Source organism: Pinirhizobacter sp., from assembly GCF_036499745.1.
GTDB lineage: Bacteria > Pseudomonadota > Gammaproteobacteria > Xanthomonadales > Rhodanobacteraceae > Pinirhizobacter.
In genome coordinates this window covers 131730-152670 of the sequence record NZ_DASYDG010000010.1, presented here as the reverse complement: position 1 = coordinate 152670, position 20941 = coordinate 131730, and the positions used below count along the sequence as shown (strand labels likewise).

At 62.1% G+C, this 20941-nt stretch carries 20 protein-coding genes; 9 read left to right on the top strand and 11 right to left on the bottom strand.

What is annotated here, in order from left to right:
* Positions 1-16: 16 nt before the first annotated feature.
* The 5 genes from VGM61_RS03655 to VGM61_RS03635 all read right to left on the bottom strand — a co-directional run bounded on the left by VGM61_RS03655 (position 17) and on the right by VGM61_RS03635 (position 3772).
* Positions 17-721: a hypothetical protein gene (locus VGM61_RS03655; protein WP_331521366.1), complete on the bottom strand. Its 705-nt coding sequence runs from the start codon at positions 719-721 to the stop codon at positions 17-19.
* A gap of 10 nt (positions 722-731) precedes the next feature.
* Positions 732-1409 carry a C39 family peptidase gene (locus VGM61_RS03650; protein ID WP_331521365.1) on the bottom strand — a complete coding sequence of 226 codons (678 nt, stop codon included), beginning with the start codon at positions 1407-1409 and terminating at the stop codon, positions 732-734.
* Complete coding sequence (locus VGM61_RS03645; RefSeq protein ID WP_331521364.1) at positions 1406-1738, bottom strand: hypothetical protein; 333 nt, start codon at positions 1736-1738, stop codon at positions 1406-1408. Before VGM61_RS03645 ends, VGM61_RS03650 begins: the two co-directional genes overlap by 4 nt.
* A gap of 68 nt (positions 1739-1806) precedes the next feature.
* A complete protein-coding gene (locus VGM61_RS03640; protein WP_331521363.1) occupies positions 1807-2814 on the bottom strand; it encodes a hypothetical protein in 1008 nt (335 codons plus the stop codon).
* A gap of 343 nt (positions 2815-3157) precedes the next feature.
* The gene (locus VGM61_RS03635) at positions 3158-3772 is read right to left on the bottom strand and encodes a hypothetical protein (RefSeq protein WP_331521362.1); all 615 of its coding nucleotides are present in this window, start codon (positions 3770-3772) and stop codon (positions 3158-3160) included.
* A 112-nt stretch (positions 3773-3884) separates the two neighbouring features.
* Here VGM61_RS03635 and VGM61_RS03630 point away from each other — a divergent pair, with 112 nt between their 5' ends.
* The 4 genes from VGM61_RS03630 (at position 3885) to VGM61_RS03615 (ending at position 7706) form a co-directional block, all read left to right on the top strand.
* A complete protein-coding gene (locus VGM61_RS03630) occupies positions 3885-4361 on the top strand; it encodes a hypothetical protein (protein WP_331521361.1) in 477 nt (158 codons plus the stop codon).
* A 46-nt stretch (positions 4362-4407) separates the two neighbouring features.
* Positions 4408-4785: a tautomerase family protein gene (locus tag VGM61_RS03625; protein WP_331521360.1), complete on the top strand. Its 378-nt coding sequence runs from the start codon at positions 4408-4410 to the stop codon at positions 4783-4785.
* Positions 4786-4882: 97 nt separating this feature from the next.
* Positions 4883-6514, top strand: coding sequence for a sigma-70 family RNA polymerase sigma factor (locus VGM61_RS03620; protein WP_331521359.1), 1632 nt, complete (start codon positions 4883-4885; stop codon positions 6512-6514).
* 1 nt (position 6515) lies between these two features.
* Complete coding sequence (locus VGM61_RS03615; protein WP_331521358.1) at positions 6516-7706, top strand: acyltransferase; 1191 nt, start codon at positions 6516-6518, stop codon at positions 7704-7706.
* A gap of 21 nt (positions 7707-7727) precedes the next feature.
* On the opposite strand, the gene VGM61_RS03610 is transcribed toward VGM61_RS03615, so the two are convergent.
* Positions 7728-8585, bottom strand: a complete 858-nt coding sequence (locus VGM61_RS03610) for an alpha/beta hydrolase (RefSeq protein WP_331521357.1) — start codon at positions 8583-8585, stop codon at positions 7728-7730.
* Between the two features lie 182 nt (positions 8586-8767).
* On the opposite strand from VGM61_RS03610, the gene VGM61_RS03605 reads away from it, so the two are divergent.
* Complete coding sequence (locus VGM61_RS03605; RefSeq protein WP_331521356.1) at positions 8768-9802, top strand: GlxA family transcriptional regulator; 1035 nt, start codon at positions 8768-8770, stop codon at positions 9800-9802.
* A gap of 7 nt (positions 9803-9809) precedes the next feature.
* On the opposite strand, the gene VGM61_RS03600 is transcribed toward VGM61_RS03605, so the two are convergent.
* Complete coding sequence (locus tag VGM61_RS03600) at positions 9810-10895, bottom strand: PA0069 family radical SAM protein (protein WP_331521355.1); 1086 nt, start codon at positions 10893-10895, stop codon at positions 9810-9812.
* A 156-nt stretch (positions 10896-11051) separates the two neighbouring features.
* On the opposite strand from VGM61_RS03600, the gene VGM61_RS03595 reads away from it, so the two are divergent.
* The gene (locus VGM61_RS03595; protein WP_331521354.1) at positions 11052-11774 is read left to right on the top strand and encodes a FadR/GntR family transcriptional regulator; all 723 of its coding nucleotides are present in this window, start codon (positions 11052-11054) and stop codon (positions 11772-11774) included.
* A gap of 34 nt (positions 11775-11808) precedes the next feature.
* On the opposite strand, the gene VGM61_RS03590 is transcribed toward VGM61_RS03595, so the two are convergent.
* Positions 11809-14046: an alpha-galactosidase gene (locus VGM61_RS03590; protein ID WP_331521353.1), complete on the bottom strand. Its 2238-nt coding sequence runs from the start codon at positions 14044-14046 to the stop codon at positions 11809-11811.
* A gap of 102 nt (positions 14047-14148) precedes the next feature.
* Between VGM61_RS03590 and VGM61_RS03585 the strand changes: the two genes are divergently transcribed.
* Complete coding sequence (locus tag VGM61_RS03585; RefSeq protein WP_331521352.1) at positions 14149-15570, top strand: sugar porter family MFS transporter; 1422 nt, start codon at positions 14149-14151, stop codon at positions 15568-15570.
* Positions 15571-15594: 24 nt separating this feature from the next.
* Here the strand turns inward: VGM61_RS03585 and VGM61_RS03580 are convergent, their stop codons facing one another.
* Both VGM61_RS03580 and VGM61_RS03575 read right to left on the bottom strand, forming a co-directional pair.
* Positions 15595-16374, bottom strand: coding sequence for an SDR family oxidoreductase (locus VGM61_RS03580; RefSeq protein WP_331521351.1), 780 nt, complete (start codon positions 16372-16374; stop codon positions 15595-15597).
* Complete coding sequence (locus VGM61_RS03575) at positions 16371-17306, bottom strand: aldose 1-epimerase (RefSeq protein ID WP_331521350.1); 936 nt, start codon at positions 17304-17306, stop codon at positions 16371-16373. Before VGM61_RS03575 ends, VGM61_RS03580 begins: the two co-directional genes overlap by 4 nt.
* 286 nt (positions 17307-17592) lie before the next feature.
* On the opposite strand from VGM61_RS03575, the gene VGM61_RS03570 reads away from it, so the two are divergent.
* Positions 17593-17820, top strand: coding sequence for a hypothetical protein (locus tag VGM61_RS03570; RefSeq protein ID WP_331521349.1), 228 nt, complete (start codon positions 17593-17595; stop codon positions 17818-17820).
* 1086 nt (positions 17821-18906) lie between these two features.
* Positions 18907-19206, top strand: coding sequence for a hypothetical protein (locus tag VGM61_RS03565; protein WP_331521348.1), 300 nt, complete (start codon positions 18907-18909; stop codon positions 19204-19206).
* Between the two features lie 426 nt (positions 19207-19632).
* Here VGM61_RS03565 and VGM61_RS03560 read toward each other — a convergent pair whose 3' ends face one another.
* Positions 19633-20796, bottom strand: coding sequence for an alpha/beta hydrolase (locus VGM61_RS03560; RefSeq protein ID WP_331521347.1), 1164 nt, complete (start codon positions 20794-20796; stop codon positions 19633-19635).
* Between the last annotated feature and the right edge of the window lie 145 nt (positions 20797-20941).

Below are 20941 nucleotides of genomic sequence, written 5' to 3'. Positions count from 1 at the left end.
TCATCGTTCGCTGCTTTCAGCGCGACCGGATCAGCGCGTCCTGCAGCCCTGCCTGGAAATTGATGCCGTGGAATGTGCTCAACGAATTGACGGTGGTGGTCAGCGTGGTCGAGCCCTGGATGGTCTGGTTGTCGAGCGAGTTCTGGATCACGGTGGCGCTGTTGCCGATGGCCTGGGTGGCTGCGGCGACGGCAGGCGCGGCTATCGCAGCGTTTGCCACGCTGTCAGGCGTGGTCGCTTTCGCCGCGCCTGAGCTCTTGGCCGGGGCTGTCGTGGACGACAACGTGCTCTCCAGCGCTTCGGCACCGGTCGGGGACGTGCTGGCGGTGGAAGGACCCTGTCCCTGCGTGATCGTGGTGCTGCTGCCGGGCGACGCCACGATGGGCGCCGACACCGCGTTACCCGGACCGTTCTGCACAAGTTGGGCGCGGGTTGCCGCTTCCAGCGCCTGGGCCTGGTCCTTGGTCATCTTCGCGATGTCCGGGATCTGCACGTTGGCGATGGTGGTGGTGACGCCGTTGATCGTTACCGTGCGATCGAAACCGAACGAGGCCATCAGGCCGTTGCCGATGTCGAAGCCCCCGCGTGCCTGGGCCAGCCTTGCATCGCTTACCGGGGTCCAGCGGTCGATGCCGCCCCAGCGGTCGGCGGCGCGGGCTTGAATGGGAACCGCGGCGATCACGAGCGGGACGGCGAGGGCGAGGCAAAGGCGTGTGTTCATGATGGGATACTCAGATGTCACCCGGCCCACGCTTGGGCAGGGTGATGGTGTCCAGGCCACGGCGATCGATGCCGCTGGCCAGCGGCGCCATGGGCGCGGCGCGCCAGTCGACGGGGTTGTTGAAGACGGCGAGGTCCCGGCGGTTGTGGATGACGAACAGCAACCGGCTCTTCCACATGTCTTCGAAGCGCGTGCGCGACATTGAATGCGTGCCCGTGGCCGGGTCGCCTACCAGCACGCGTCCGTCGGATACGCCCTTGATCACCACGAAATGGTGATAGCCACGATTGTCGATCAGCGCGATGGCCGGAAGGCCTTCGGTAACAAGCTTGTCCAGCGGTACCTCGAAGCCGTCGGCCTCGAAGCCGAGTTGCCGCAGGAACAGTTTGATGTCCAGCAGCGAGAACCCTTCGCGGTTGATCTTCGCGCGGTCGCCATTGTTGTACATCTGGGCGAAGGCGGTTTTTTCGTCCACCGGGTAGCCGTACTGATAGGTGAGCAACGTGGCCACCGCGGCAGAGCCGCAGGAGAAGTCGTACTGCTGGCGAATGGTCTGGCGGAAACGGGCTTCCTTCAGGCTGACTACTGACAATCGGTAGGTAATGCCTTGGGCACCGGGCACGTCCATGGCCTGGGCGGATCCCGCCAGGGCCAATGCGACGAGACACCAGGCCGCGTGTTTCTTCATGGTTGCAGCTGCACGTTGACGATGGTGGCGTTCTGGATCAGCACGTTGTTGCCGCTGTTCTGGATCACCATCGGCAAGCCGCTGGAGCTTTCAAAGGAGTTGCCGGAAATGGAGTTGCTGCCGGTGACGGCGCGATCGACGCTGTTGTCGCCCACGGTACCGGACAGTTGCTGGCGACTGATGATGTCAGTGCCGCCGCTGGCGGCGGCAAGCTTGCTGTCGTCCACGCTCTTGCCCAGGTCGACGTTGGCCGTCGGCGGTGGACTGCCCGCGTGGCACAGCCCGCACATCGCAAGCGCGGCGATGGCAAGGGTGGATTTGACGTGCATGGTGTTCTCCTTCGCAGACGGGAAAACCACGGGGCGCTTCAAGGGCGCCCCGTGGCAAGCTTCATTGCTTACTGCCCGCCAACGTTGAGGTTGGCCTGCACGTTCACGCTCTGCTGTTGCAGCGACGCAAGGCCGCTGTTCTGGGCAACGACCGTGACACCAGCCGCCGCGGCTGCCACATTGGACATGGTGCTGGAGGCATTGAAGGTACCTGCCGACACCGAGTTCATGCCGCCAGCGCCGCCACTGCCGCCCGCACCGCCGGAACCGGCGCCACCGGTGTTCGAGCCGCCGGCACCGCCGGATCCGCCCGCACCGCCACTGGCCAGCGAGTCGCCCGCTGTACCGCCCGTGCTCGTCGCCGAGCCGCTGGTGCCCATGCCGTCGCCGGACGTGCCGCCCGTTGCCGACCAGCTACCCGTGCCGCCCGTGGGCGAGCCGGAGTTATCGCCAGCGCCACGTTCGCGCGTTCTGATGTGTGTGGCGTTCGAGCCATTGCTTTCGCTGCCGCCCGCCAGGCTTGCACCACCGGCATCGCCACTGGACGCACCCGAACCACCGGCCGAACTGCCATTGGCACGTGCCCGGCCACCGTTGCCGCCATCACCACCGCGAGCACCCGCTGCTATGCCACCCAGGCCTGCGCCACCATCACCACCGCTTCCGCCATTGGCGTTGCCCCAGTTGCTGGCGACGTTGCCGATGTCATGGATGCGGATGTCGGTGACTTCGCCACTCAAGCTGCTGGTGGCGATCGCGTTGGACGTGTTGAATGCGTCGGACGCATTCGAGGTGGCGGTGCCACCGTTATTGGCCGCTGCCGCGCCAAGGCCACTGGCCGCCGCGCGGCCGTCGTTGTTGCGGTTATCGCCCATCGACGAATTTGAGTCGTCGCGGAAATGCGTGCTGGAATTGTTGTCGTGATTGGTCGAGCTGTCGTTGCCGGCGTTCTGGATCGACGTCGAATGACGCTGGGCACTGGCGCCGGCACCGCCGGTGAGAGTGTCGTCGGCCATGGCCGGCAGGGTGAGACCGATGCCGACGACGATAGCCGTGGCGAGGAGAGTCTTGCGCATGATGAAACCTCCGGAGAATGTAGCGGATGCGAACCCCCTGTTCTCGACGGTCACCGATGCAAGGCAACCGCTGACGGAAGCAACAGGAGCAACAACCGTGCCCGGGCCCGGAGGAGGCCCGAATGGTTCTTATAAGTGCTTATTTTTCAATAAACTATGGATGCTCCCGACGTAGGGCGCGACGCATCCCCACCACGCCGTCATCATCGAACCGACTCACCTCTGTTACAGGTCGGGGGAATGCGGCTCACGCGTCCACGAGAATTTCACGTGCGCTGATTCGACTCGCACGCCAGCTGCGGCCCTTTGTGTGAAAGCACCTGCGAAGGGTGTATCAGATGTGTTACAGCACCAGGCCGTCGCGACCGAGCACGCGTTGCGCGCACCAGTCCACCAGCACCAGGCCCCATGCCTGCGGTAGCCGGGCAAGTGCAATGGACAACGCGGCATCGTCGGCCGATTCGCCAGGGAGCAATCCCAGCACCGGAACGTGATGCGCGGTGACGTAGCCATAAAGCGTGACATGTTGGTGCAGCGGGAAACTGAAACCTCCCTTCAGGCGTCCGGCCACGCCACGCTGGGCGAACAGGGTGGGCGCGACACCAGCAGATAGTTTCAGGGTCTTTTCCAGCAAGCGCAGTGGCTCGGGGCCTGCCAGCACTACGCCCCGCTGCAACCGCCGCGGGTGCGGTGTGATCCATCCACCGTCCACCTCGTTCATGCCCGCCGCAACACGCACGGCGGCAAGGTGCCGGCGGATCTCGGGGAGCCGGGTGGAGGGAAGCAGTTCGAACTGGGCCCACTCGTGCTCGTGCATCAGCACGTCGTTGTCCGAGGGCGGATGCGAAACGGGTTCGATGGGAAGCTCGTCCGCTGCGATGGTCGGCACTCGGCAAGCCGCGTTGGCGGCCTCGCCGATGCCACGCCGGGCGACGAAGGATGCCAGGAATCGTTTCATCGCCAAACGGTTACCCCCTGCCGGCACGTGCACGGCTGGGCAAATGCTAGCCCAATCGCCCAGTCTTCGTCTCGGCCGCCGGTCACACCTGATGGTGGTAATCTTGCAGGTCATGAAAACGATGCCGCTGGCTGCTGCGATGGCGTTGGCCCTGGCTGCCCTGCCGGCCCTGGCCGTGCATGGAAGGGACGCTCCGGGGCCATCGCCAGACGCGGCCACCGTGTCCCGGCTCATCGATGACACCACGAAGGATTCAAAGGCCCAGGCCCATGCTGTCGAAGTCCTGGTTGGCATGGGCAGGGCCGCGGTGCCGGCCCTCGTGCCGCACCTGGGTGACGGCCGGCCTCTGGCCGAGCGATCGATCATCCTGCCCAACCGGCCGGGCCATGTCCACGACCGTCAATTCGAGCCCTGGACGGTGCACGACGCGGTGATCGTATTGCTGCGCGAAGTCGCTCCCCAGGGACCTGCCATCGGCAGTCGTAACCTGCACACGGTGGATCCGGGCCAGCGTGCCCAGGTGAAGCGCACGTGGGTGAACTGGTGCATCGGGCAGTTCCCGACGCAGTCCGACGCCTGCCGCTCATGACCGTGGCGCCTTAACTGATTATTCCCACCTGTAACTGGAGTCCCGCATGCCCATCGCCCGCATCGAACTTGCCCGCGGCAAGTCCCCCGAACACGTCAAGGCCATTGGCCAGGCCGTCTACGACGCCATGCTCGCCATCGGCGTACCGCAGAACGACCGCTTCCAGGTGATCACCGAACATGATCCAGCCCACCTGGTATTCGACCGTACGTACCTGGGCATCGACCGGACGGATGATTTCATCCTGGTGCAGATCACCATGAACGAAGGACGCACGGTGGAGCTTAAGAAAAAGCTCTACCAGGGCATCGCCGACGGCATCCACACCTCGACCGGCGTGCGCAAGCAGGATGTGCTGATCAACCTGGTGGAAGTGAAGAAGGAAAACTGGTCCTTCGGCAACGGCGAGGCTCAATACGCCTAACAAGGGGCAAGGGGGGGCAAAGGCAGGAAAATCGTGGGCATGGGAATGAGGTGGCGGCCTGTCACCTTTTCCGCCCGGCAGCCACTTATGTCTTGCCATGACCATGATCGCGCCATCGAACCCAATCGCCACCGACGACGCCGACCTGGTTGCCCAGAGCATCGCCGGTAGCCACGCGGCCTTTGCCCGCATCGTCTCCCGGTACCAGTCGCTGGTGTGCTCCATCGGCTATAGCGCCACCGGGAATATCAGCCAGAGCGAAGACCTCGCCCAGGAAACTTTCCTGGCGGCGTGGCGGAGCCTGCGCGAACTGCGTGAACCCGAACGCCTTCGCGGATGGCTGTGCGGCATCGCGCGCAACGTGGCGCACGGCAGCCTGCGGCAGGCAGGCCGCGAACCTGCGCATGCGGCGTCGGCACTGGATGAAGCAGCCCAGGCCATCGACGCGGGCCCCTTGCCGGTGGACAGCGCGATCAGCGACGAAGAGCAGACCTTGTTATGGCGCGCCATCGGGGAGATCCCGCCGATTTATCGCGAGCCCCTGGTGCTGTATTACCGGGAGCATCAATCCGTCGAAGCGGTGGCTGAGGCGCTCGACATCAGCCTGGATACTGCCAGGCAGCGGTTGTCCCGCGGTCGCAAACTGCTGCATGGACACATCACGGGTTTTGTCGAAGGAGCGCTTGCCCGCAGCGTACCCAAGGCGGATTTCACCCGCGCGGTAATCGCAGCCCTACCGATCGGTCCCGCAGCCGCGGCGGCCGGGATGTCCACGACGGCGGCAAAGGCTGGCGCCATAGCCAAGTCCATGGGCATGGCATCGGCGTTGCAGTTGCTGGTCGGTCCCGTCGTCGGCACCGTGGGCGCTTACTTTGGCGTGCGTGCGAGCCTGGATGCGGCAGTGACGCCTCGTGAGCGCTCAAGGGTGTGGGGCCAGTTGCGCGTGATTGTCGCGGGCTTGCTGGTTTTCATCCCGTTGCTGCTGGCCTTTACGTTTGCCGGTGGTTTCTGGTTGCAGCACCCGATGTTGTTCGCACTATCTGGCATAGGTCTTCCGCTGCTGTTTGCCGTCTGGCTTTGCTTCGTCGTGTTGCGCTTTGGCCGGGAACTGCGCGTGCTTCGCGCTGCCGAACAACGGGCGCATCCGCAGAGCTTCCTGCCCGAGGCCGGCAAGGCCGCCGCCTTCGGTGAATACCGCAGCGCCTGGACATTGCTCGGGCTGCCGCTGGTGCATATCCAGTTTGGTACGCCGCCGGTCGATGGCGGTTGGGCTCGCGGCTGGATCGCAGCCGGTGACCGCGCCTTCGGCGTGCTGTTCGCTTTCGGTGCGGTGTCGGTAGGCGGCATCAGCGTGGGTGCCGTATCGGTGGGATTGGTATCGGTGGGCTCGGTGGCCGTGGGAGCGGTTGCCGCCGGCACGCTCGGCGTCGGGGTGCTCGGATTCGGCGCGATGGCCATCGGCAAGTTCGCCATGGGCGCTTACGCCGTGGGCTGGACCGCCGCCGCCGGCGCGATCGCCGTGGCCCACGACTATGCCTGGGGCGACCATGCTGTCGCCTGGCACGCCAATGATCTGCAGGCAGGCGCTTTCATGCTTCGACATCATGCACAGGCGGCTTTCAATGGACTGCTTGCATTGACGGCAGCGCTTGTCGTGCTGCCCTCACTGGCCTACGCCGCCCTGCTGCGGCGTCGCCGGCGCACTTCAAAACCACCCACGGGGAACTGACATGTCCGTTACTGGCAATACCGCGCCGCGTTTCACGGCGCCAGGGTACCTGCGCGCCTTCATTACGCTTCTGGTGGTGGCCCATCATGCGGTACTGGCCTATCACCCCTATGCGCCGGCGCCCACGGCGATGGATGCATCAAGCTGGTTGTGGACGGCCTTTCCCGTGGTCGACGCGCATCGCTTCGCTGGCGTGGATCTCTTTGTAGGCTTCAACGATGCCTTCTTCATGGCGTTGATGTTCCTGTTGTCGGGATTGTTTACCTGGCCTTCGTTGAGGCGGAAAGGGGCGGTACCGTATGTGCGAAGCCGCTTGCTGCGGCTGGGTGTGCCATTCCTCTGGGCCGCCGCGCTGGTGGCGCCGTTGGCGTACTACCCGGCCTACCTGCAAGGCGGCGGGGCGGGTGTGGCGGGGTTTATCCATGCATGGCTTGGGCTGGGAGCATGGCCGGCGGGACCTGCGTGGTTCCTTTGGGTGCTGCTGGCTTTCGATGCGATCGCGGCGCTGGTGTATCGCCTTGCTCCCAACAGTCCTGACGCCATCGGCCGGTGGTTGTCATCGCGTGCACCCCTGGCCTTCTTCGGTGTGTTCCTGGTGCCGGCATCGATCGCGTACCTTGCCCTGGCCCTGATGGTCGATCCGTTCCAATGGGCGCATGCCGGGCCGTTCTTCGTGCAGAGCTCGCGTGTGCTTCTGTATGCCTGCTATTTCGGCGTGGGAATCGTCCTGGGTGCCACTGGCGTAGCACATGGAATGCTCGCCGAAGGCGGCCGCCTGGCGCGGCGGTGGATCGGTTGGGCGGCAGTGACCCCCCTGGCATACATGGCGCTGGTAGTGACTTTTGTGACTGTGGTTTCAAACCCACATCCTTCGCGTGGGCTGGTGGTCTTTACCGACGTGGCTTTCGTGGTTTCAGGTTTGGTCTCATCGTTCGCGGCACTGGCCATCTTCCTGCGCTTTGCCACGCGGCCGGTTCCGGTATTGGATGCGCTCAGCCGCGACGCGTTCGGCATCTATCTGCTGCACTATCCGTTCGTCACATGGTTGCAGTTTGCCTTGCTCGGGCTGGCATGGCCGGGCGCGGTGAAGGCCGTGCTGGTATTTGTCGGGGCGGTACTGCTTAGCTGGGGCGCCGTGGCTGGGTACCGACGCGTGCAGGCAGCACGCGTCGGCCAGGTGTCGTACGGCTAGACGCCCATGAAAATTGCCTTGTCAGCTCCTGAAGAATGCAAGCAGGTCGGCGTTTATGAGCTCCGCGTGTGTCGTGGGCATGCCGTGGGGCAGCCCTGGATATGACTTGAGCTTCCCGTGTTTCAAGAGTTTTACCGATCTTGCTCCCGTCGTGGGGAAGGGACAGATCTGGTCGTCCTCTCCGTGCATGACCAATACAGGGACATCGATGATCTTAAGGTCGTCATGGAAGTCCGTTTCCGAAAGAACCCTCACGCACTCATACTGGGCCTTGATACTGCCCATCATGCCCTGGCGCCACCAGTTCTCCCTGATGCCTTCCGAGACCACGGCGCCTGGACGATTGAACCCGTAAAACGGCATGGTGATGTCTTTGTAAAACTGTGAGCGGTGGTTGGCGGTGCCGTCGCGAATACCGTCGACGACCGATTTCGGCACGCCGTCGGGATTTTTCTCGGTCTGCATAAATAATGGCGGGATGGCACTGATCAGGACCGCCTTCGCCACGCGGCCCTTGCCATGCCGGGCAACGTAGCGCGTCACCTCGCCGCCGCCCGTCGAATGACCGATGTGGATGGCGTCTTTCAGGTCAAGGGCGGCGACAATTTCCGCAACGTCGGCGGCATAGGTGTCCATATCGTGGCCGATGTCGGTCTGGGTCGAGCGCCCGTGTCCACGGCGGTCGTGGGCGATGACTCGATAGCCCTTATCCAGGAAGAACATCATCTGCGCATCCCAGTCGTCCGCGCTCAGCGGCCAACCGTGGTGGAAGAACAGCGGTTGTCCCGTTCCCCAGTCCTTGAAGAAGATCTCAGTGCCATCCCGGGTGGTCAGATAGGAGCTGCCCTTGCCTGTGGTCTTTGCTCGCTGCTCGGTCATGTCGTTCCCTTAGGTTGAGTTGGTGAGGCCGGAACGGCCCGCCAGGCACGGCGGAGAGCGGCGTGGCCGCGGCCTTGTTCCGCCGTCAGTGCGGCCGGCGCTGAGGTAGACTCAAGCTGACCGGTCTGACGAGACTAGCGACAGCGCTAGCTCCGTCACAACGCACGAATCGGACAAAAACCATGGCGAAATCGGCGTCAGATTCGTTGCCCCACATCGAGGTGGGCCTGGTTTGCGACACCGGTACCTCGTTCGCAGGAATCCACGGTCTCACCGATCTCTTTACCTATGCCAGCGAGCTCGCGGCGAAGCGGCAGAGCAGCCGGGCACGGGCACCGGTCCGCATTACCCATTGGCGATTGAACGATGGCGATACCGACGTGCTGTGTACCAGCGACAGTTCGCCCGGTTCGCCGCACAAACCCGCGGTACTGATCATTCCGGGTAACGCCCGCGCCACCCAGCAGGCATTGGGTGCCAGCCCGCTCATCCCATGGCTGCGCCGGCATCACGCCGATGGTGTGGTTATTGCTGCAGTTTGCGGTGGTGTCTTCTTACTGGCCGAGACCGGTCTTCTTGCCGGAAGGCAAGCGACGACACACTGGGCGTTCGCCGATGACTTTAGCGTCCGCTTTCCCGATGTCCTCATGGAAAGCGATCATATGGTGATCGACTACGGCGATATTGTTACTGCCGGTGGGGTGCTGGCGTGGGCGGATCTGGGTCTCCGGCTTACCGAAAGATTTCTTGGCCCGACGATCATGCTTGAGACAGCACGCTACATGCTTGTTGATCCGCCAGGTCGTGAGCAGAGGTACTACAGCGAATTTGATCCCAGAACGAAGCATGGCGATACGGCCATCCTTAAGGCGCAGCAATGGCTTTGGGCCAGGCGCGAATGTCCTGTTAGCGTCTCGGATATTGCCAGATACGCTTGCCTGGAACCAAGGACGTTCCTGCGTCGTTTCGTCAGGGCCACGGGTATGAAGCCCAGTGAATACCAGCAGCGGCTCAGGATCACGCGGGCCCGGGAGATGCTGGAATTCTCGCAAAGGCGGATTGATGAAATTGCATCAACCATCGGCTACGACGATCCCGGGCGTTTTCGGCGTGTGTTCCGCAAGTTCATCGGCCTGACGCCTTCCGATTACCGCAGGCGCTTCTCAAGGTTCGGGCGAAACGAATCCTTTCCTTTTGAGGGGATCGCCAGTTCGTGAGGCATGACTAGAACAGGTCACCCTGCGGCGATGCCACTCGCGGTGGCATGAACTGGGAGGTATCCAGTTCCTGCGTCCACGCCCTGGCCAGGCCGTGCTTACGCGCCGCTACCTCAAAACGCTTTCGCAGCAGCTGGGCGAATACGCCTTGCCCACGCATGCGGGTGCGGAAATTCGAGTCGTAATCCTTGCCGTCGTTCATCTGCTGGATCAGGCTCATGACGTGGGCGGCGCGGTCGGGGACATGCACGGTCAGCCATTCGCGGAACAGGACCTTCAACTCGTGTGGCAGGCGAACCACCGTGTAATTGGCGCTGGTGGCCCCGGCGTCAGCGGCTTGTTCCAGGATGGCTTCCATGTCGCGTTCGTTGAGGGCAGGGATGATGGGTGCTACCAGTACGCCGGTGGGAATGCCGGCTTGCCTGAGCGTGCGGATGGCTTCGATCCGGCGGTGCGGTGCGCTGGCGCGTGGTTCCAGACGCGCTGCCAGCCTGTTGTCCAGGGAGTTTACCGACACGAATACATGCACCAGGTTCTGTCGTGCCATCGGCGCCAGGATGTCGATATCGCGTTCCACCAGGGCGTTCTTGGTGACGATCGTGCACGGGTGATGGCATTCGGCCAGTAGCTCAAGCGCCGCGCGTGTGAGCCGCCAACGCTTTTCAATGGGCTGGTATACATCGGTGTTGCTGCCGATGTTGATCGGCGAACAAACATAGGATCGCTTCGATAATTCCGTCCGCAGGGAATCGGCAAGGTTGGTTTTGGCGTATAGCTTCGTTTCGAAGTCCAGGCCAGGCGACAGGTTGAGGTAGGCGTGAGAGGGGCGTGCATAACAATAGATGCAGCCGTGCTCGCAGCCGCGGTAGGGATTGATTGCCTGGTCGAATCCAACATCGGGGGAATCGTTGTGGCTGATGACGCTACGGGCGCGCTCTTCGCGTACTTCGGTGGCAGGGCGCGGGACCTCTTCGATGTCGCGCATCCAGCCGTCGTCCTCGGCCTGGTGGCGCGTATGTTCGAAGCGTCCTTCCGGATTGGAGGCGGCGCCGCGTCCTTTATGGACATGTGTGGTCGGCAAGGGCTCGGGCATGCCTTTTATCCTAGACGGCGCATGTCTCAGTACATGCGACACGAAGCCTTGCCTCCGCCGGCCGGGGCATTGGCTGTGCGGACAAGGCACGGGGTGGATGACGCCTCGGACCCAACCTGCTATAAGTGATTTGTAGTATAAATAGGAAAATAGCGAATGGTGAGACCCATAGTCGTGCGCAGCCTGCACAACCAGGTGATCCAGGAGCTTGGGAAAATGATCGTCAGCGGCGAACTCGAGCCGGGCAAAAGCCTCCCCCGGGAGGAATTGCTGGCCGAAAGCATGAGCGTCAGCCGCACCGCGCTGCGCGAGGCGATGAAGGTGCTCTCGGCCAAGGGCCTGATCGAGTCACGCCAGAAAACGGGCACCCGCGTGCGCCAGGCGATCCACTGGAACCAGCTCGATGCCGATGTGCTGGCCTGGCGTTGTGCCTCGATGCCCACGGATACCTTCATCGAGGAATTGGTGGAGATGCGCGAGATCATCGAGCCGGCAGCGGCGGCGGCGGCTGCACGCCGGCACACGCCCGAACAGCTGACCGCGATCAAGGACGCCTACGACGCCATGGCCGCCGCCGAAGACCTCGATGCCTGGGCAGTCGCGGACCTGGCCTTCCACGACAGGATGTTGCGGGCCACCAACAACGGATTGCTGACGTCGCTGTTTTCGGTGATCGAGACCGCGTTGGGCACGTATTTCGTGATGTCGGCGCGCAACTCGGCCAATTTCAAGCTGGCCTTGCCGCAACATTTCAAGGTGTATGAGGCGATCCGCCGGCGCCAGCCGGAAGTCGCGCGCCAGGGGATGCTGAAGCTGGTGGACGATTCGCGAAGCAATGTCCACCACCAGCCTGGCAAGGCCAACAAGCCCCAACGGTGAAAAGACAGCCGCCTCCGGGGCGGCCGTCTTGTGTCTATGGTCGGACGCGGTCGAATACCACGGCGGCGGCATCCAGGTCGCCACGCAAGCCCAGGTCGATGCCGTGATGCATCCAGTACGCACCACTGGCGACAGCCGGTGTATCCGCGGCGGCCTTGCCGTGGATCAACCGGTAGCGATAGCGCGCCGCGCTGTCCAGGCCTTGCAGGTGGATCGTGGGATAGGCCTGTGCTTCCTGGCCCTGCCGGAGAAAGGCAAACAGCACGGCCTGGTTGCCGTCCGCCGCCACCGACTCGGTCGCCGAGTACGGAGCGCGCTCCTGCGGTGACAACAGGCGATACAACCGTCCCAGTTGAACCGTGGCACGGATGCCCTTGTAGGCCTCGATATAACTACGCGCGGTAGCGTCCTCGGCGGGCGTCCATTCCATGATGTTGGCGCCAATGCCTAAGCCACCCTGCATGGACGAGAGGAAGCGGAAGTCCAGCGAGCTGCTGCGTTTGTTGACCCAGTTCGGTGAACCGGTCACCCACGACATCATCACGGCGGGAGCGTAGGCGTATGAAAAGCCATCCTGGATCGAGAGACGGTCCGACGGGTCGGTATTGTCCGAGGGCCACACTTCGTCGGTCAGGCCCATGATGCCGAGGTCCACGCGGGCGCCGCCGCCCGAGCACGACTCTATTTCCACGCCTGGATGACGCGCGCGCAAGCGGCGCATGATGTCGTAGAGATGCTGCACATAGGTCACATAAACCTTTTGCTGATCTTCCGGTGCCAGCTGTGGCCAGCCCGGTTCCGACCAGTTGCGGTTGTAGTCCCATTTCAGGAACTGGATGTCGTTTTCCTTGAGCAGCTTGTCCAGTGCATTGAACACGTAGTCGCGCACGTCATCGCGCGCCAGGTTCAGCACCAGCTGGTGGCGACCCTCGCTACGCTGTCGTCCGGTGAAGTTGAGCACCCAATCGGGATGCTGGCGATACAGGTCGCTATCGGGGTTGACCATCTCCGGCTCGACCCAAAGCCCGAAACTCATGCCCAGCCCATGCACCTTGTCGATCAAGGGCTTCAGGCCGTTCGGGAATTTTTCGCGGTTGACCACCCAGTCACCGAGCCCGGCATGGTCACTGTTGCGTGCGCCGAACCAGCCGTCGTCGACGACGAACCGCTCCACACCAAGCTTCGCTGCTTTTTCAGCCAGGCGTTGCTGGTCCTGATCGTTGACCTTGAATTCGGTGGCTTCCCACGAGTTGTAGAGCACCGGCCGCAGCTTCGGCTTGGGCGCGGCCGGAAGGATGCGCGTCAGTTCGAAGCGGTGCATCAGGCGCGAGGCTTCGCCAATGCCGTCGTCGGTGTAGCCGGCATAAAACACCGGCGTATCCAGGCTTTGCCCGGGTTCCAGGCGATAGGAAAAATCGAACGGGTTGAAGCCGCCGGTGACACGCACCTGGCTCAAGATGTCCTGGTCGATGTGGATGCTCCACGAGCCGCTCCACGCCAGCGCGCCAAACCACACGTGGCCGTGCGATTCGTTCCAGTCGCCGCCGCGTTCGATGGCGAACCAGGGATTGTTCTCGTCGCCGGTGGAACCGCGCCGGCTTTCAAGGTCGGTGGCGCCCGGGGTCAAAGCTCGCGTTCGCACATGCCATTCGCTTGCCCAGGTCCCCGTGAGATAGCGCAGCGAATAATCCGTGGCAGGCGGCAAGTTCCAGCTCGCCGCCGCAACGCGGTCGAGGGTAACGGTCTGTTTCGCGTGGTTCTCGATCCGGGCCGAACGGCCGATGATGCCGGTGGCGGGATCCACGGTGTAGTTGAGCACCACGGTGACGTCGGCATGGAGGTCGCGCAGGGTGACCTGCAGGTTGCCGTTGTTAATCTTATAGCTGTCGTAGCGCAGCAGGAGATCGCGGTTGCCATCGGCAAAGTGCACTTTCAGATCGGGCATCACGGTGATCGGGCCGCCCCAGCCGGCGTACTCCTGCGGCGTGTTGCTGCCGATGGCATCGAACGACGACCGCGACGCCGGCGGCGTGGCCGGGCCGAGCGGATCGTCCGGCGCGAGCCGTGATCCCCAATAGAGCGTCTGCAGCACGCCATCGTGGTCGACGCCGAAGGCATAGGTGACCTTGCCGGCGTCGATGCGGAATATCCGCTGCGCGGCATCGTAATGTATCGGCGTGTCCGGCCGTGACGGCGCTGCTGAGACACTGCTACCCAGCCACGCGCCCAGCGCAAGAACGGCGGCGGCCATGGTCGTCTTTGCTCGATTCACTTAAGTCACCCTGATCGCTTGATTGCTGCTTACGATCATATAATACTATTTATTGGTAAATCACACGCCGCGATGCAACACCACCCGCAGGAGATCGAATCGATGCAGGAACACGTCGAAGGTGCTGAACCCGTGGTGGCCAGCCCACTTTACCTGTGGTTGATCTGCCTGGTCGCGGCGCTCGGCGGACTGCTCTTTGGTTACGACTGGGTGGTGATCGGCGGCGCGAAGCTGTTTTACGAAGCCTATTTCTCCGTGCACGACCCGGCCATGTCCGGCTGGCTGATGAGTTCGGCCCTGGTGGGATGCATCGGCGGCGCCGTGGTCGCCGGCTTCCTGGCCGACCGCTTCGGCCGCCGTCCGGCGCTGGTACTGGCCGCCGTGCTGTTCGTCGTTTGCGCGGTCGGCACGGCGTTGGCGAACGACGTGACCGTGTTCGCCATCTTCCGCATCGTCGGCGGCATCGGCATCGGCCTCGCGTCAGGACTTTCGCCGCTCTACATCGCCGAGGTAAGCCCCGCGCGCAACCGTGGCCTGTTCGTCTCGATCAACCAGCTCACCATCGTCATCGGCGTGCTTCTGGCGCAGCTGGTCAATATGTGGATCGCGCGGCCGGTGCCGCCCGGGCTCGACGCGCAGGCGCTGCTGCAAAGCTGGAACGTGCAGGACGGTTGGCGCTGGATGTTCGCCAGCGAAGGCGTGCCCGCGGTGCTATTCCTCGTGCTCGCTCTTATTATTCCCGAATCCCCGCGTTGGTTGAGCAAGGTTGGCCGCGACGCCGATGCCGGACGTGTGCTTGAGCGCATTGGCGGCATTGCTTACGCACAGGACATCCTTGCGGCCATTCGTGGCAACCGCACCGCAGAGGATCGAGAAAACGCGCCGATGAGCGCCCTGCTGGCAAAGAAGGTACGGCCGGTGGTGATCATCGGCATCGTGCTGGCGGTATTCCAGCAGTGGTGCGGTATCAACGTGATCTTCAATTACGCCCAGGACATCTTTGCCTCCGCGGGCTTCGACATCAACGACACCTTGAAGTCGATCGTGGCCACCGGCTCGGTCAACCTGGTCTTCACGCTGCTCGCGCTGCGCCTGGTGGACAGCTGGGGCCGGCGCAAGCTCATGCTGCTCGGCGCCGGCGCGCTGACACTTATCTACCTGCTGATCGGCTGCGCGTATGCGATGCACATCCTTGGCATGCCGGTGCTGATCCTGGTGCTTGCGGCCATCGCGGTGTACGCAACCACGCTGGCGCCGGTGACCTGGGTGCTTCTTTCGGAGATATTCCCGGAACACATCCGCGCCCAGGCCGTGGCGCTGGGTGTGTTCGCGCTGTGGATCGCGTGCTTCGTGCTTACCTACACCTTCCCCTGGCTCAACACGCATCTTGGGCCGGCAGGGAGTTTCTGGTTCTACGGCGCGATCTGTGCGGTGGGCTTCGTCTTTATATGGCGGCGTGTGCCCGAGACCTCGGGTGTGTCGCTGGAAGAACTCGAAGTGCGGCTCGCCGCGCCGCGCAAGTAAACGCGACACGCCCGGTAGCCGCGGTCAGTCGTGATAGATCTGGCTACGGCCGCCATCGATCAGCAGATCCGTTGCATTGATGAAGCGCGCCTCGTCGCTGGCCAGGAACAGTGCCGCGTAGGCGACCTCGGAAGGCTCGCCGATGCGCTTGCCTGGCAGAAGATCCGCCTGGCGTTGGCGCTCGGCCGCGGGATCGGGGCAGGAGGCCAGCCAGCGCTCGGCGGCCGGCGTCATGATCAGGCCCGGCGAAATGGAGTTCACGCGGATACCGCGGCTGGCGTATTCGATGCCCAGCGAACGGGTGAGCCCGATCAGGCCGTGCTTGGCCACGGGGTAGGGGAAACTGCCGGGGATGATTTTGTGCCCGTGCACCGAGGCGATGTTGACGACATGCCCGTAGCCGGCGGCGAGCATCGATGGCAACGCCGCGCTGATGCAGTGCCAGACACCGCGCAGGTTCACGTCCAGGCATCGATCCCAGTCGGCGGCCTGCAGGGTTAGTGGGTCGCGGAACACGTTCACACCCGCGCAGTTGATCAGGATATCGATACGGCCCAGCGCGTCGATAGCTTGCGCGAAGCAGTCCTGGATACGCGCCGCATCGGTTACGTCCGCGTGCAACGGCACGCAGCGACGGCCGGCGTCGGCTTCGAGCTTGAGGGCAAACTGGTCGACTGCGTCAGCGTCCATGTCGAGCAGCGCAAGGTCCGCGCCTTCGCGCGCGAAGAGTTCCGCGATGGCGCCGCCAATACCGCTGCCCGCGCCGGTGATCAACGCTTTCTTGCCTTCGAGCCTTAAGGTCATGCTGGGCTGTCCTGATTGGGGCTGGTACCTGGTGCAAGCGTATCGTCGGTTACGCGAAAGACGAAGCGGCGCGCCAGGCTCGCCCCCGGCGCCAGCATGGTCATGCCGTTGGCGACGGGGCCCCCCGGAAGGTGCACGGCATTGATCGCATGATCCACCGGTTCGAAGCAGAAGAAGTTGTCGCTTGCCGGCGTGTACATCACGAAGGCGTCGACGTCGGTTTCCACGTGCAGGCGCAGGCCGAGATCGGTCCAGGCAATGGTGGCGTCGCCTGTCCACGAGCAGAAGCCGTGGTTCACGCCGTCACCTGGCACCGGCTGGCTTTCGCGGAAATCCCATGCCGGCAGGACATCGACGAGACACTCAGGCAAGGGTGACTGGCCATTGTTGACCCAGACTTTCGATGCCGGTGCGTGCAGCGCGACCTTGCCATGACGTGGGAAGAAAGGGTGCAGGCCGAGCCCGAAGGGCATGGTTGCCGCACTGGTGTTGGTTACTTCCAGGCCGATGTGCAGGGCGTCGTCGCGCAAGGTGTAACGCAGGTTTGCCCGGTACGACCAGCCGTCCGGCATGGTGTCATTCAATGACAGCAGCACGTCGTGCTCGCCCAGCCGTTGCGGCTGCCAGGCACGCTGCCAGCCGCTGCCGTGGATCGGGAAGGGTTCGTCGTGCCGGTTGGCCGACAGGGCGATGCGCCGGCCGTTGACGACGAAGCCGCCTTCAGCGATGCGGTTGCTCCATGGCACCAGCGGATAGCAGGCGAGTTGGTTCGGATCCAGCCCGCCGCCGGGTACCGTGACGGTGAGATCGCCCGTGCGCATCAGGGCCACGGGCTCCTCGCGGCCATGCCATGTGAAGCGGGAAAGTCCACCGCCTACGTCGGGCAGGATTTCGATGCCGAGGCGGGGGTTGTTCAGGCGTAACACGTCCATCGTTCCAGGATTTCCTGTCTGCAGTCCTTCTGGCTCGCGCCGTGAGGCGGACGGTCCTTGGGCCATGCCGTCATGTGAATTGTAGTATTAAATACACCAAAACTCACTGAGTTCAACCCGCTGAAACGCAGGTACACAAGCGTCCACTTTTTCAGGCCGGCCCCTGATTCTGGCCGAAAATGCCTAGGAACAAATCCTATGGACGACCCGGGCGTGAACAGTCGACTGTCGCGCAGTCGCATTTTCTTGCGACCGGGAATAGCCGACATGTCCAGGGGAAAAACCTATGCGCAGGGAAGTGCTCGTTGCCAGCGTGGCAATGGTTGTGGCTGTGTGTTTGGTTGGCAGGGCTTTCGCCGACGTTACCCCGGAAGACGAATACAAGAAAAAGATTCGCGTCTCCGAGGAAATCTCGCCGCTCGGCGAACACCCGTTCGGCGAACGCATCACAAGTTCATCGATCCAGATGGACGGTGTCCGATTTGCGCCGTATATGGTGGTCGGTTCCCAGTAGGCGCGGTCATCGATGTGGCAACGCAGCACTTTGTTGAGGATAAAGCGTGGGGTGATGTAGATCTTGGTGATGCTGCCGTAGCAGGTCTCGTTTCGGCAGCAATACCCGGGCTGGGTAATGTCGCCAAGGCTGGTATCAGGGAGGAAAAGCTGTCGTCCCAGCTGCAAAAGCAATCGCGAAGATTGCTGCCAAGTCCGCTAACACTGCCAATAGGGCGGCAAAGAATGCGGCAACTATCGCTAGAAACGTTGACAAGATTGAAGGGGCTGCTGCAGATCTTGGGAAAGCTGCGGTCGTGGCTGGTACCCACCAGCTGGTGAAAGCGGAAGTGCAATCGATAACACCTGAGGTCACAACCACGGAAGTGCGTGACGCAGTTAAATCGCCACCACCGCCCCCATCGCCTCGAGATAATGGCCTTCAATAGCATCAAGGCAAAGATGATATGAGGAAGTTGATTGCGTTTCTAATCTATCTGGCTGGGGTTGTTTTGTTTAGCTGGAATTACTACAAGATCAAGGGGGCGCTGGACGTCTTTTCATTCTTAGGTGTTGCCGTGTTTTATCTTGTTGGTGTATCTAGATTTGCGACTTTCGTGTCACACAAAATTGATTCGGAAAATCTTCCAACTGACTAGCCTGTCACCCATGATCGCGCATAAGCACAAGGCCCGCATTGCGGGCCCTGTTGTTTGGAACAAAAAGGGGCGGGTAATTAATCTGATCCCTTAATGCACAAGGACCGAGCTGCGTGCCCTGTTGGTCGTAGACGCAAAGAACGCCCGTTCCTGTATGTTCATCGGGCTAGGATCTCCTGTCTATTATCCTGATGGCTTCACACCTATGAGGCAACGCCTTCGTGTCATGCCGTTGGTTAAATTGTAGTATTAATATACTAAAAACTGGTCAGGGTTCCGACTAGCCGAACTGCAGCGTCCGAGCGCGCGGTTCTTGATTGGTGTCTCTGATTCTGGCGGGAAATGCCTAGGAACAAATCCTATGGACGGCAAGGGCGCGGATGGCAGAATGTCGCGCAGTCGCATTTTATTGCGGCAAGAAATAACCGACACATCCTGGGAAAAAACCTATGCGCAGGGAAGGGCTCATTGCCAGCTTGGCGGTGGTTATGGCGGTGTGCGCGGTAGGCAAGGCGTTCGCCGACGTTACCCCGGAAGACGAGTACAAGAAGATTCGCGTCTCCGAGGAAATATCGCCTCTGGGCGAGCATCCATTTGGGGAGACCGTCAGCCTCTACGACGGCGGACTCTCGTTTCGTCAGGTCGACGTGCAAAGCGCCGGTAGCGGTCCTGAGATAGAGGTCGCCCAGGTACAGGCGGTTTGGCAGGAAAATCAAAAAGAAATCATCGATACCATGGGTGAGAAATGAGTAGGAAAAGACTTTTCTTTCTCGTCCTTTCTGTGGTGGCAATGACTTTGACGTTTGTTATGTTCAAGCTCAGATATGGCTGGTACATTGGCGACAATCAAGCAATTTTTCTTAATTCAGGTTTTGCGACCGGTGGAGCTCTAATTATTTTTCTATGGTTCGTCTTTCCATCGAGAGTGGCGACTGCCGCTCTTGGAGCGGCTATTTTTTTGTTTCCCCCGTTGCTAAGGCCCGATTTTTTTGTACCTCTAGACGTGGCTTTTGGCCTGTATGCCTCGATCCCTTTAAGCCTATTAGTAATCGCGGCGCATTTGCGCTTGCGCGATGGAAGGTAGAGACGCGAAGTCGTCGCGCAGCCATCGGCCTCGACTCCTTCGCTCGAAAAACGTGTGCGGGTTGCCCGGAGAACGGTATGACGGGGTCATGTCAGTTGTTGGGGACATCGGCCGCCAGTGGACGAACGTACTTCACCAGCGACATCAGCGTCTTGCCGGGCTCTTCTACCGCCACCTCGTGGGCCGAGTTCTCGAACCATACCAGTCGCTTTGACGGAGCCTGCACCTTCTCGAACCAGGCCGCTGCCAGACTGGATGAGACATTGTGATCGTGCCTTCCGAGGAACAGCACCAGCGGGCAGTCCAGTTTCTGGACGCGACTAAGATCGAGCGTCAGTACTTTGTCGAGGAGTTTGTTGAGCGAGTACTCGCTGGCTTCGCCAATCTTCGCCACGTCGGCATCGGTGTACTCCGGCGATAGAGCCATGGCCGCGCCTTCCGCCTGTCCGCCTGTCCTTCCGTAGACCATGCCGCCGAATTGATTCAGCCATTTTCTCTGGACCATCAGACTGGCGAGGGTGATTGGCTTCGGACCCGAGCCATAGGGCGCGATCGAATTGAGTTCCGCGATGGCTTGGGTGTTGGATGTTTTCTTTGCCTCGTCCATGGCAAATTGCCAGCCGTCGCGTTCGCTCTGCGGCATGTTGGTCATCTGGCCGACGCCGATGTATGCGTAAAGCCAGTCCGGATGGCGCTTGGCGACCTCAAGGCCCAGGTAAGAGCCCCACGAGTGACCCAGCAGGAAGATCTTGTCCCGGCCGAATTCCTTGCGCAGCCAGCTCACCATCTCCTCGGTATCAGCGATCATCCGCTCCGGCGTCATGGTGGGGGCGACGGCGGCAGGGTCGTTGGCTACGTAGGTGCTACCAGCGCCGCGCTGATCCCATTGCACGACGGTGAAGTATTCCTCCCAGCCGCGCTGGAAGTACCAACTGGTGGGCATCGATACCCAGCCGGGGCCGCCGTGAACCATCAAAAGAATGGGATTGCGCTTGTCGGTGCCGCGAATGCTCACCCACTGGTCGATGCCGCCGATGCGGACCTTTTCGTGCCGTTCGATGCCTTGGGGCGTAACGATATGGCGGAGGTCCGCAATGATCTGTACGGCCTCGGCGCGGTTCTTTGGCGACGGCGCATCATCGGCGCGTGCGGTAGTCGTGCCGATGCAAAAGCAGATCGACGCCATGGTCAGAAGCAATGCGAAGCGCATGGATACCCTCCCGTCTGCGGGCCAGTGGCCGGCATGCGCATGCATACTAAGCAGGGCGGAACACGTTCGACAATGAACTTACGGCATAGGGTGCGAACGGCCACGTATGCAACTTTGTTCCCGCCACGAGAATGGTGGCGGACAGCCAGAATCAGAAACCGTCCAATGAGCGGCCGGGCTTGCGCCCGCC

What these genes read in the sequence shown, in the direction of transcription:
- VGM61_RS03625 (WP_331521360.1), top strand. Translation starts at nt 4,408, where the DNA reads ATGCCCATCGCCCGCATCGAACTTGCCCGCGGCAAGTCCCCCGAACAC.
- VGM61_RS03630 (WP_331521361.1), top strand. Translation starts at nt 3,885, where the DNA reads ATGAAAACGATGCCGCTGGCTGCTGCGATGGCGTTGGCCCTGGCTGCC.
- VGM61_RS03610 (WP_331521357.1), bottom strand. Translation starts at nt 8,585, where the DNA reads ATGACCGAGCAGCGAGCAAAGACCACAGGCAAGGGCAGCTCCTATCTG.
- VGM61_RS03560 (WP_331521347.1), bottom strand. Translation starts at nt 20,796, where the DNA reads ATGCATGCGCATGCCGGCCACTGGCCCGCAGACGGGAGGGTATCCATG.
- VGM61_RS03595 (WP_331521354.1), top strand. Translation starts at nt 11,052, where the DNA reads ATGGTGAGACCCATAGTCGTGCGCAGCCTGCACAACCAGGTGATCCAG.
- VGM61_RS03580 (WP_331521351.1), bottom strand. Translation starts at nt 16,374, where the DNA reads ATGACCTTAAGGCTCGAAGGCAAGAAAGCGTTGATCACCGGCGCGGGC.
- VGM61_RS03615 (WP_331521358.1), top strand. Translation starts at nt 6,516, where the DNA reads ATGTCCGTTACTGGCAATACCGCGCCGCGTTTCACGGCGCCAGGGTAC.
- VGM61_RS03570 (WP_331521349.1), top strand. Translation starts at nt 17,593, where the DNA reads ATGCGCAGGGAAGTGCTCGTTGCCAGCGTGGCAATGGTTGTGGCTGTG.
- VGM61_RS03655 (WP_331521366.1), bottom strand. Translation starts at nt 721, where the DNA reads ATGAACACACGCCTTTGCCTCGCCCTCGCCGTCCCGCTCGTGATCGCC.
- VGM61_RS03645 (WP_331521364.1), bottom strand. Translation starts at nt 1,738, where the DNA reads ATGCACGTCAAATCCACCCTTGCCATCGCCGCGCTTGCGATGTGCGGG.
- VGM61_RS03635 (WP_331521362.1), bottom strand. Translation starts at nt 3,772, where the DNA reads ATGAAACGATTCCTGGCATCCTTCGTCGCCCGGCGTGGCATCGGCGAG.
- VGM61_RS03600 (WP_331521355.1), bottom strand. Translation starts at nt 10,895, where the DNA reads ATGCCCGAGCCCTTGCCGACCACACATGTCCATAAAGGACGCGGCGCC.
- VGM61_RS03620 (WP_331521359.1), top strand. Translation starts at nt 4,883, where the DNA reads ATGACCATGATCGCGCCATCGAACCCAATCGCCACCGACGACGCCGAC.
- VGM61_RS03605 (WP_331521356.1), top strand. Translation starts at nt 8,768, where the DNA reads ATGGCGAAATCGGCGTCAGATTCGTTGCCCCACATCGAGGTGGGCCTG.
- VGM61_RS03650 (WP_331521365.1), bottom strand. Translation starts at nt 1,409, where the DNA reads ATGAAGAAACACGCGGCCTGGTGTCTCGTCGCATTGGCCCTGGCGGGA.
- VGM61_RS03640 (WP_331521363.1), bottom strand. Translation starts at nt 2,814, where the DNA reads ATGCGCAAGACTCTCCTCGCCACGGCTATCGTCGTCGGCATCGGTCTC.
- VGM61_RS03575 (WP_331521350.1), bottom strand. Translation starts at nt 17,306, where the DNA reads ATGGACGTGTTACGCCTGAACAACCCCCGCCTCGGCATCGAAATCCTG.
- VGM61_RS03565 (WP_331521348.1), top strand. Translation starts at nt 18,907, where the DNA reads ATGCGCAGGGAAGGGCTCATTGCCAGCTTGGCGGTGGTTATGGCGGTG.
- VGM61_RS03585 (WP_331521352.1), top strand. Translation starts at nt 14,149, where the DNA reads ATGCAGGAACACGTCGAAGGTGCTGAACCCGTGGTGGCCAGCCCACTT.